The sequence below is a fragment of the Luteibacter sp. P4_D7_3 genome (assembly GCF_056401735.1).
Genome location: NZ_JBFUIT010000127.1, coordinates 1 through 10,546, shown reverse-complemented (window position 1 = coordinate 10,546; position 10,546 = coordinate 1). Strand labels below are relative to the sequence as shown.

The following is a 10,546-nucleotide window of genomic DNA, read 5'->3' as shown; positions in this document are numbered from 1 at the left end:
GGCGTAGCCGGCCTGATCCGAGCAAAGGAAGCCGTCGGACCCCTGCTGGATGATGGAGGCGTGGGCGGGCATGTCAGACGCGATGATAGGCAGGGCGGCTGCCTTCGCCTCCAGCATGGTTTGTGGGCGGCCCTCCGAGTGCACACTCAGGGTGATCAACCCCTGCGCCCGAGGAAACCACTGGCTTGAGAGCTCTTCCGGCGTAGCGGGCCCATGCCAGCGGACCCACTCGGGAATCGTGACCTGCTCTTGCATCGGACCGAGCAGGTGAAGCGTACGAGTGTGGTCGCGGAATAGTGGTTCGGACCATTCGAAGAGCGGGCCCAGCTTATTCGTAGTCAGGCGAGTGACGGCAATCCATTCGGGCGGCTCGGTGATGTTTCGCTGGATTTCGTACCACGTGGCGTCGATGCCGAAGGAGACCGGAACCACTTGGGCAAGGTCGCCGAAGGCGCGTTGAAGTACGGGGACCATCCACTCTGCGTTGGGACACAAGGCTACCGGCCGGTTGCGGAATGTACGGCGCAATAAAGACCGCATGCCTGGGAGGCGCAGCAGATTCAGGTCGTTTCCCAGCACCGATACGACGACTGGCTTTCCGTCGGACGGAAGCGGAATGGCGCACTGAAGCCAGTTCACGTGGTAGAGGTCTGCGTTTCTTTCCCGTCGATAAGCGCGCCAAAGCATCCGCAAAAGGCGCAGTGGGGCGTCGGCGCCGCGCCAGCCGCTTTCTCTCATCATGTGCGAGATGCCGCCGGCATGCATGAGGTCACCCAGCCAAGCGGCTTCGCCAGTGGTGGTTACTGACTCCACGTGAGGTGGCAGGGCCCCCGGGGGGGCCCACAGACGCAGCATCACGTCCGGAAGGCGCGAAATGCCGCCGGCGAGGTTGCGGATGAAAACCCCGCGCCAGTCGCGTTCGTCCTTGGGGTAGGACGTGCTCACCATCAGAACCTTCATGCGCCGGTTACTCGTTCGTTCATTCCTTGTCGGCCCCCGTCGCGTCCCGGCGTTTCTCATCCATTCTTGCGCGCAAAGGAGCAAGCGAACTTTCCAGTCGCCCCCCTACATTCAGCTGCTCCAAGGCTGCCATATGCTCGGCAGCGACGGCATGGTCGCCGAGCGACAGAGCTTCGCGGACGAGGGTGATGTGATATGCAGGTTCGCCTGGCTCCTTCGCCGAGGCGTCTTTTGAAAGGCGGAAGGCGAGCTGTGTGTCACGTAGGCCACTCCATGCAAAGTCCGCATATGCCGCGAGCAGCCGGGCTCGCGGATCTGGATGTGTGAGTGCTGCAAGATACAACCGGACGATGCGATTCGCAGGAAGCGTGCACATCCCCTTGAGGCTGCAGGTGCTCAGCGAGAAGATCGCGCTTTCGTCCTCAATGGTTGGCGGCTTGGAATGGAGCTTGGCTTCCATGGAATCCCACCAAGCATCCTTGATGGGTTGATGCATTCGCGCCGCGAAGAAAATAAGCGCCTGCTCGGGTAGGGTCGAGGCCCCCGGCAAGACCGCTGCACGTTCAAGCTGGCGCGGAATCAGTGGGACGAACGGTGAAGACGCGTCGTACTGGGATCCGATGATGTACGTTCGTCCAAGCTCGTACTGAGCCCGTGGTGATTGGGGGTTGCGTGCGGCCAACTCCTCCGCGAGCCCCACAGGGGTTCTCCATCGGTAGGCCGTGAAACCCGTGAGTACCGCCCAATAGACGATGGCGAACGCGAGAACGATGTTGCCTACGGTCACGCGGCTCGAAGTTGGGACTGTGCCGTTAACCACTACCGAGGTAGTCACGTTTCCGCGCAGGCCGGTTACCACTGCTAGCATGACGCCTATGCTGGCGAAATAATTGCGGTGCTCGTAGATGAGTTCGAGAGGAATTACGGTTCCAGTCAGCGTGTGACAAGCGAGCATCCAGGCGATCCCGAGACTGGCCAGTCGTGCACGCTTGCGCAGTAGGATGGCCGCACCCGCTAGGCCGACAAGTCCGGCGATGCTGAAAAGGGTGGCCAGCGGTGCAAAGAGGCCTGTCGAGATCCGAAAATCGTCGTGGTAGAAGGAGAGGCCTGTCGGCGTCGGGAAGATTGTCCAGGCGAGGTAATCCAAGACGATTCGTGCTTCGCTCAACAATCGTGTGGACATCGTAAAGTCGCGAGGTGCCCAGGTTGACGCTCGCATAAGCGCCGGCCCGACCCATAGAACACCTGCAATGCCAGGTATCAGGAGCGCCGCGATAAACAGCGCAATGATGAAGCGCGATCTCCGAAAGCTGCCCTCTCTGGCCGCTGTACGCCAGTGAAAGACGAAGAGTTCCAGAAGAAAGGCGTAGAGGGGGGTGAGAACCGCGGTCTCCTTAGCCAGAAGGCCCAGCGCGGTGCAAGCGATAAGGCTCGTCGTCGCGGTCACGCGCCCATATCCGCTGCGAAGCATTCGCTGTCGACCTAAGATGTATCCATACAGGCCGAGCAACACGAACACGTTGGCGAGGCTCTCCATGCGCTGGACGACGTACAGGACAGCGGTTAGGTTGATGGGCAAGACCATCCAGGCCAGGCTGACCAAGATTGCTGTGCCACTCTCGCGCTGGTCCGGTTGCAGTGGATTGCGTGCCACCAGCCTGCGCGTGATAAGGAAGACCAGCAAACCGTTGACCAGATGAATCACTATGTTGGTGATCTTCATCGGAGCGGGATCTACGCCGCTCGCGATGATATTCAATGCGAAGCTCAGAGAGGCAAGCGGCCGCTTGAAGTCGCTCGATGGTGAGGACAATGCCGCCGAAAGCAGATCAGGAACCGACGCGCGTGTGACGCGCAGGTCGGTGTTATCGACGATGTTCGGAAAGTCGTCGAAAGTAAATGCGCCCGGTAGGCCTTGCGCGTAGACAATCGCCGTCGCAAGCAAGGCCAGCGCCATCCATGCGGCGGGAAGCGCGCCGATCTGGCGAAGAGTAGGCAGGCGCATCAGCTGCGGCTTTCCAAGGAAGGCATGATCATTGCGAAGGTTTCCTCGAAGCGTCGATCAACGAAGCGCGTAAGTGCAAGAGTTCGGTATTCCAGTAATTCTGACGGCTCAGCACTCGATCGTGTACCCATGCCATGCCGGTGGACGGGCCGCGTATGGGAGGGGAGGGCAGGTGCGCATAGAGGTCCAGGTGGCCTATTGCAAGCTCCGGCGCGTTCGCCCGGCCGAGCGCGGCGGCCTGCTCGAGGGCCGTCTGCGGGGAAGGAGCCAGGCGCAGCGCTGCGTCAAAATGCACGCGCGCGAGTGCAACGTCACGTTGGGAGAGCGCCAGTTCTCCCCGGATATGTTCGATGTCCTGCATTCTCCCCGGGAGAGCTGTTATGTGCGGGTTGGTCGTCGCGTGGTCTAGCAGTTGCTCGAGCGCGCTGTCGTCCAAGCCGTGGCAGTAACCTCCCTGAGCGACCGCTACAGCCGGAGAAAACCAGCTGAGCAGGAGCCTGCCAGGGTCGCGTTGCGTCGTCTGCAGCGACATGCCCGCGAATGCAATGTCGCTGGCGTCTACTGTCCCGACTTGACAGCGCAGGTCCAAGATGGCAAGTGCAACCTGCGGCTCCGCCGCGAATTCGGAGCGGCGCGTCTCCACACGCTGCAGTCCGCGACGAGGAAATCCCGCCTCACCCTCCATCTGTGCCGCGTAGGCCTGCGCGCGTGCAGATCCAGGGGCGTCCGCTACCCAGGTCAAGGCCTGCGCTAACGGGTTGCCCCAAAGCGTCGTGAGACCGAGCGTGATCGTACCCATGGCGACGATTACCAATCCACCGATGGCAATGCCTGCGGCGGGGCGGTGGACTCTGCACAGCGCAAGTCCGAGGGGCCAGAACATTAGGGCCGCCGGCAGGTAGTTGCGATGCTCGAAATAGAGCTCCAGCGGAATGGACGTTGATTCAACCAGATGAGCTGCAAAGAAAAAGAGCACCGCCGCGGCAGCCGCAGGATAGCGTCGGCGATAGCGCCAAGCCAGGAAAATCACGATGCCCAGGGCCGCCATCGCTGGCAGAGTCCATAGGGGATCGAATAGCGAGATCGCGGCGGGGAATTGGTCGTGGAACACGCTCCCGGCAATCCGGACCACCAGAAACAGCTGTCCGAGGTAGGTCCACAGGATCGTCGGTTCGGTAAGAAGGCGCTGCCCTACGGACCAGCCGCGGTACGACGGCGACGCGTTATCGATGCCTCGGTAGGCAAACCAAATGAGCCCTAGCGCGACAGCGAGGGCCCAAGGTGCGCACGTGGACAGGAGCCAGCGCCGGTAAACTCGTGCATTGGCCGTCAGAGGCGGCAGGCAGGACTCGACGACGAGGATTAGTAGGGGTACTAGCGCGCCGTTCGCTTTCGAAAGGAGGGCTAGGACGGTGAAGAGGTTTATACCGGCGACGATCCAGATTCGCCCGCCGGTTCTTCGTGCAAATCGTTGCCGGCCAGTCAGCCACGCATGCATGCCGAGCATCGCAAACGTCGCCGGTAACATGGCTTCGCGTTGAATTACATAGAGGACGGTCGAGGTGAAAATGGGGTGCAGCAACCAGAGCGTGCAGCCAAACCAGGCGCTCATGGCTTGCTCGCGACGCCCGAGTGCGAGAGCGCCTCCCAGTCGCCACAACAGGCTACTCAATAGCAGGCCGTTAGCAAGATGGATCAGGAGGTTGGTGCGTTTGAAAGGAGCTGGCGAAGCTGGCCAGTCTCGCGCATCCCAGAGGAACGAAGCCAACGCGAGAGGTCGCCCGGTCGGGTCGGCGGTGCCCGAAGTGATATAGCGAACGAACGCAGTCCAGCTGTCGATCGGACCTTGTGCGCCGAGCGCGGGAAGGTTGGCAAAATCGTCGAAGAGAAAGTCGCCCTTGAGGCCCTTCGAGTAAACAAAGAGCGTGACGACCAGGGATGCGAGAATCCCGACGATCAGGAGGGCGAGGGGGCGGTCGGTGCGCACGTGATTCATCCAAAAAAAAAGGGGCCGTGAAACGGCCCCTTCTCGTAAAGCGTGAAGCGTATCAGGTACGGCAGGAGGTCGGCAGGTAAGCATCAGGCACGTCCGTGCCAGCGCTCGACTTGCAGTTCCAGCTGATCGAGCCGCCATTGTCGGTCGCCGAGAGGACGATCTTCTTGGTGGCGATCTTGCTGTTGACGTCTGCGCCGCCAAAGGTAGCGATGATCTTGCCCGGGGTGGTCACGCCTGCATCGACGCCCGTCACGTACTTGCCCGAAATGGAGCCAGCACTGGGCAGGCCGGCGGACTTCTGCGTGCTCGGCCAACGGCCGGTGTTGTTGTAGAACTCAGCAACGGCCGTCTTGGCGCCGTCAGCGAGGTTCATGCCTTCCGACACCTGGGTGCGGATCAGGTAGTTCTGGTACTGCGGGATGGCGATGGCAGCCAGGATCGCGATGATGGCGACCACGATCATCAGTTCGATGAGCGTGAAGCCCTTCTGGACGTTCTTCATGGAGTTTCCTCGTTACTGTTGACTAACCGAAATTAAGTGACGCCCCCTGAGCCCTAGCTCCCTCCGCCCTAAGGTTGGAGAGCGCTCCCTCACTTGCTTTGGTCAGGAACGACCAGGAAGCTCGCCGCAAAGCCTGCATTGAACATGCCACGACTCCCGCGACCGGCATATTTCCTCATACTTGCCGGTGCCGGGATTGTGCATCCTGTCACGCTTGCGGATCAACAGGAAAATTTCGCGGATTCAGTGGATTGCAGTAGATTTAGTAGTGACGCTTAAGGTCAGGATGTGACGCGAAACGTCAGTTCGTGCGGCACGTGGTGGGCAGGTAGCGATTGTCCAGGGTGGACTTGCAGACCCACCCGATGCTGCCGGTATTGTCGATCGGGGAAAGGCTGACCGTATTGGGGCTCAGAACGGCGTTTGAATCTGGTGTCGCATATGCAATCAGGATCACGCCGCTCGGTTGGAGGGCGACTGACGACACGTATTTGCCGCTGATTGAGGAGCCACCGGGCAGGCCGGCCGACTTATTGGAAGACGGAAATCGACCCGTGTTGTGCATATATTCCCACACCGCCGCCTTGGCTCCGGCTGCGGTAACAAGGCCCTCGGAGGCCTGTGTACGAACTAAATAGTCTTTGTAAGCCGGGACAGCAAGCGCGGCCAGTATGGCGATGATAGCGACGACAATCATCAATTCAATCAGCGTGAAGCCGGTCATTCGCCGCTTCATAGGCATAAACATGTGGTTGGGCCCCTGTGAGTCGGGGGAGCCTCAGCACACTTCGTACCAACCTTGTCGACCGGACCTTCTTCGATTGATATTTGTGACTTTCATCGCGCTTGCGCGTCGTTCGCGCCGTTAGTCGAGATGCTGGACGTCGTCCGGCGCACGCGGCGGCCGATGTGGTAAAGGGATTTGACGCCGAGGGCCGCCATCAGGCACTCAGCGCCGCGGTACGGCACTGCGTAGCGTGCGTCCGACTGGAGGATGCCGTACACAGCGGTGACAAAAATGACGCCTGCTGCGGCAAATAACAGCGCAGGTTCCCGATGTCGTGGTTTGCAGGCTGTTGCGGCCGTTCCGATCATCGCGAGCAGGGTCACTAGTGGATTAATTAGGTATATGAGATCCGTGGTTGCACGCAGCACGCCGTGGCCGGAAAGCGGCGAATTCGAGGTTGGAAATACGTAGATATCTCCCGCACCTATTCCGATCGTCCAGCCCCACAGTTCTGCCGGTTTCGATGCGTACCATGCGAGGTACCGTGCCGGTTGGTCGGCAAATCGCTTGGCGATAACCCCGAGGGCGGCAGTCGGTTGACTGCTCAATCGGCGCACATCGCTATCGATGTCCGCAAGAACGGCCTTCGATTCGGCATCATCCAGCTCGAGGGCTTTATACCAAGCTCTGTGGTATTCAGGCCATGAGCCCTGAGCGAAATTCATGGCGATTCGGTCGCTGGCCGCAAGCGATGACGGAAGCATCGCTCCCCTGATCATCCATGCGGCGCAGGGTAGTGTCGCGGCGAATAGAAAGGCAAGCCAAAGAGTTCGCCGTGTACTATCACGCCACGCAGCGATGGCAGCGATGGCAGCGAAGAGCGGAGCGAGCGGGAGCACGACGGCATTGGTCAGCGCGGCGGCCGCGAAGGCCAGGCCCGCGACGGTCGCCCACGACCGCGAGTGACGATCTGATGCCAACTGCAGCGCACAAAGGCCCGAGGCGAACAAGAAGCCGAGCACCGTCTCGCTCAAGACATAACCGCTAAGCGTGATTAGGTGTGGCCACAACGCCAGGCAACTGCCTGCGGCAACGGCAGCTGCCGTTCCGAGCCAGCGGCGTGCGAGCCATGCGTACATACCTACGGTGAGGGCGGAGAGTACGCACTGGACGTCTAGGACGGCGAGATAAAACGGTTGCCCTCTGCCAAACAGCTTCACCATGAGGGCCAAGAACAAGGGGTAACCCGGGTCTCGGAAGCTGTCCGGCTTTGCAATGCCATCTGGCGACACGATCGAGAAGATGTGGTGGTCAACCAGATTCAATGCATAGGCAAAGTACTGGACCGCATCGCCGCGGAGGGGGTGGTCGACAATCGCAGTGCGCACGTAGAAGAGGCGTACCAAGAGCGCGAGCACGGTCATCGCCGCAATAAGCAGCGCCGGGCGAGCCGTCGGAAAGTGAGCTTTCATGGCGTTATGCTCTCTCGGATCTCCCGCCGCCGATTGCCTCGGCGGGTGAGGAGCCGTCGGCTGACCGCTGTGGCTCCAGCACACGCCAAGATAATCTCAACGCCACGAAACGGCACCGAATAACGTGGCTCGGACTGCAGGACGCTGTATACGATGGTCACTAAAACGGCCATAGTCGCCATGCCGAGCACTACAGTGCCTGCGGTGCGCCGCAATAGTGCCTCAAAGGCGCCGATCAAAGCCAAGATGAGGACTAGTGGATTGGCGAGGTAGCAGGCGGCTTCCGCTGCCTTCCATAGGCGGATCGACCGGAAAGGCGAATCTCGAGTCGGATAGACGTAGATGTCGCCCTGGCCGATTCGAATGTCCCAGCTCCAGAGTAGTGCTGGCTTTTCTAAGTACCAGGCAAGGTACGTCAAGGGGTGCTTACTCATTCTGGCCCACATCGTAGAGAGGCCTGTCCCGATGCCCTGCTGAAATGCGCCGATCTCCGAGCTCATAGCCTCGATGGTCCGTTCACCGTCCTCATCGCCCGTCATGGCGAGTTGATACGCAGCGTGGTACGTGGGCCACGATCCTTGGACGAGGTTCATCGCGGCGCGCTGCGATGAGGTCTTGTTGGTAGGAAGATTCACCGAACGCACGGCCCATAGCGCCGGCAAAAGAAGGGATGCGACCGCGAAGGCAAGTGCGTGGCGGCGTGTCGCGATGCGCCTCCATTGCCCCGCCATGGCAAAGGCAATTCCAAACGGGATCATGACGGCATTGGTCAATGCTGCCATTCCAGCGATGAGGCCAGCTGTGACGTAACGGCCCGTAGAGGGTGAGTGCGACGCGTTGCTCAGGCAAAGGAGCAGGGAAGCACAGAGGAAGCTGAGCAGGTTTTCCGAAAGCACGAAGCTGGTCATCGCCACGTTATGAGGCCATACGGCCATGAGTATGGCGGCTGTGGAGAGCGTCGCAATTGATGCGCGACGGCGCACGGCCAGCAGCAGAAACGTCACTGTGAGGCCGCCTAGCAGTGCTTGAGTAATAAGCACTGCTCCATACCAGCCACTGTAGTTCGAGGTCGCTTTCATCCAGATCGCGAGCAGCGTGGCGTATCCCGGATCGCGAAAGCTGTTGGCGCGAATGTCGGCCCCTCCAGGTACGTCGTTGCTAAACGTGGAGTGGTGAACCATGTTCCAGGCATAGCGATAGTAGTCGACCGCATCGGCGCGTACGTTGACATCATCCAGAGGCTGGAGCACTTGTGCGTGGACGACGTAATACCACCTCAGCCCGAAGGCAAGCAGGCCGCCTAGCAGTGCTATGACGATTGCTGTCCGGTTAGGCGTCGATCGCATGCCTGACGGCGTCATGGTCGGGCAAGCCGATCACGGATGTAGCCCGCGGCCGCGGACAGTCCTACGCAAGCCAGTGCGATCTCCGCAGGTCGGTAAGGCGTCGCGTAACGGGCGTCCGACTGGAGGACGCCATAAATCACGGTGATCCATGCAGCAGTGACTGCAAACGTAATCATCGCCGCTGTCGGGGAGCGGCGTAACGCGACGGCCATCAGTCCGGCTAGCGCCAGTACGGCGACTACGCCGTTCAAGATGAATGTCGCTGCCTCGGCCGTCTTAAATATCGGGTTGGTAACGAAGGGCGAATTGTGCGTGGGATACATGTAGATGTCGCCCGACCCAAGGCCGATCGCCCATCCCCATAAGAGTGCTGGCTTGCTTAAATACCACGCTGCATAGGTGGCGGGCGCGTGACTCATGCGTTCTGCGATGACCTTCAGTCCCCTCACTCGATCAATATGCAGGGTAGCGATCTCTAGATTGATAGCATCGATAGTCTGAATTCCGGCGGGGTCCTCCACCGACCAGAGCTGAGTCGCGGCGTGATATGTCGGCCACGATCCCTGTACGAGATTCATCTCGACGCGCAAAACGGGCGACAGCGGTGCCGACAGGTTGGCATTCCGAATTCCCCACGCGAGCAATGGCACAGCGGAAGCAGCTGCGAACACGAGCAAGTGGCGACGTGGCATGGTGCGCTTCCAAGCAAAGGCAAGCGCAAGCACTAGGACCTCTGGCGCGAGGACCCCGTTGGAAAGTGCAGCGAGCGCCAGGGCGGCGCTACCAACCAGGGTGTATCCCATAGAGCGCCTGACTGCGGCCTCCCGAAGGGCAAGCGCCGTGATGGCGCAGAGTGGCGCGGTGAGATTCTCCGAGAGCACATAGGCCGGTATGCTTACCAAGTGTGGCCAAAATGCCATGGCGATCCCTGCTACTGCCAGAAGCCACGTCGGCAGTACGTCCCTGATCGCGAGGAGGGCGCACGTCACAGTAACCGCGCCGAGGATTACCTGACTAAGAATAACCAGGGTGTACCAGCTGTCGTAGCTGTCAGTGACAGCCATTCCGATCGCCAGCAACGCCGGGTACGCCGGATCGCGAAACCCGTCCGAGAAGGGGTGTGGGGATCCCGGAGCGGCAGAAGAGAACAGGCGGCGGTGATACAGATTCCAGGCGTATCGGTAGTACTGTCCTGCGTCTCCCCAGTCAGCATCCCGGTAAAGCGGCTGCAACACCTGGGCGTGTGTAACGAAGTACCAGCGGAGGAATACGGCGAGCAGTCCGGCAAGAATTGCGACTGCGACCGCTGCACGAGTGCTAGCTGTCTGCGAGCCACCGGCCGGAAGTTGCGACACGGCTCCGCTGGTCACCCTGCGAGTCCCTTAGTGAAATAGTGCATGAGATCCCCTGCGGACTTCCATAGTGTACGGGCCCGTGAGCGGGCGAGGATACGCGAACGCCTCTCGGGTGGCGACCGCTACCCGCTTGCATGCAAGGCCCCACCCCCGTACCGTCCTCCCCGAGCACAACCCCAAGGG

Annotated in this window: 8 protein-coding genes; all 8 read right to left on the bottom strand. The window is 60.6% G+C overall.

Features of this window, described 5'->3' with window-relative positions:
• Window positions 1-960, bottom strand: a 960-nt coding sequence (locus AC1DSN_RS12475) for a glycosyltransferase (RefSeq protein ID WP_477330928.1), incomplete at its 3' end; no start/stop codon positions are given.
• Window positions 961-979: 19 nt separating this feature from the next.
• On the bottom strand, window positions 980-2,965 hold the full coding sequence (locus AC1DSN_RS12470; protein WP_477330926.1) for a hypothetical protein: 1,986 nt from the start codon (window positions 2,963-2,965) through the stop codon (window positions 980-982).
• A gap of 28 nt (window positions 2,966-2,993) precedes the next feature.
• Entirely contained in the window at window positions 2,994-4,952 is a 1,959-nt protein-coding gene (locus AC1DSN_RS12465; RefSeq protein WP_477330924.1) for a tetratricopeptide repeat protein, read from the bottom strand.
• A 61-nt stretch (window positions 4,953-5,013) separates the two neighbouring features.
• The gene (locus tag AC1DSN_RS12460; RefSeq protein ID WP_477330922.1) at window positions 5,014-5,463 is read right to left on the bottom strand and encodes a pilin; all 450 of its coding nucleotides are present in this window, start codon (window positions 5,461-5,463) and stop codon (window positions 5,014-5,016) included.
• Window positions 5,464-5,764: 301 nt separating this feature from the next.
• Window positions 5,765-6,187, bottom strand: a complete 423-nt coding sequence (locus tag AC1DSN_RS12455; protein ID WP_477330920.1) for a pilin — start codon at window positions 6,185-6,187, stop codon at window positions 5,765-5,767.
• Between the two features lie 113 nt (window positions 6,188-6,300).
• The gene (locus tag AC1DSN_RS12450) at window positions 6,301-7,662 is read right to left on the bottom strand and encodes an ArnT family glycosyltransferase (protein WP_477330918.1); all 1,362 of its coding nucleotides are present in this window, start codon (window positions 7,660-7,662) and stop codon (window positions 6,301-6,303) included.
• Window positions 7,659-9,008: a glycosyltransferase family 39 protein gene (locus tag AC1DSN_RS12445; RefSeq protein ID WP_477330916.1), complete on the bottom strand. Its 1,350-nt coding sequence runs from the start codon at window positions 9,006-9,008 to the stop codon at window positions 7,659-7,661. The genes AC1DSN_RS12450 and AC1DSN_RS12445 overlap by 4 nt, the downstream gene beginning before the upstream one ends.
• Window positions 9,009-9,019: 11 nt before the next feature.
• Window positions 9,020-10,378, bottom strand: a complete 1,359-nt coding sequence (locus tag AC1DSN_RS12440) for a hypothetical protein (protein WP_477330914.1) — start codon at window positions 10,376-10,378, stop codon at window positions 9,020-9,022.
• Window positions 10,379-10,546: the final 168 nt, after the last annotated feature.

Excerpts from the sequence above, each read along its gene's own strand:
- AC1DSN_RS12470 (WP_477330926.1), bottom strand. The coding sequence starts at position 2,965 with ATGCGCCTGCCTACTCTTCGCCAGATCGGCGCGCTTCCCGCCGCATGG.
- AC1DSN_RS12460 (WP_477330922.1), bottom strand. The coding sequence starts at position 5,463 with ATGAAGAACGTCCAGAAGGGCTTCACGCTCATCGAACTGATGATCGTG.
- AC1DSN_RS12455 (WP_477330920.1), bottom strand. The coding sequence starts at position 6,187 with ATGACCGGCTTCACGCTGATTGAATTGATGATTGTCGTCGCTATCATC.
- AC1DSN_RS12450 (WP_477330918.1), bottom strand. The coding sequence starts at position 7,662 with ATGAAAGCTCACTTTCCGACGGCTCGCCCGGCGCTGCTTATTGCGGCG.
- AC1DSN_RS12445 (WP_477330916.1), bottom strand. The coding sequence starts at position 9,008 with ATGCGATCGACGCCTAACCGGACAGCAATCGTCATAGCACTGCTAGGC.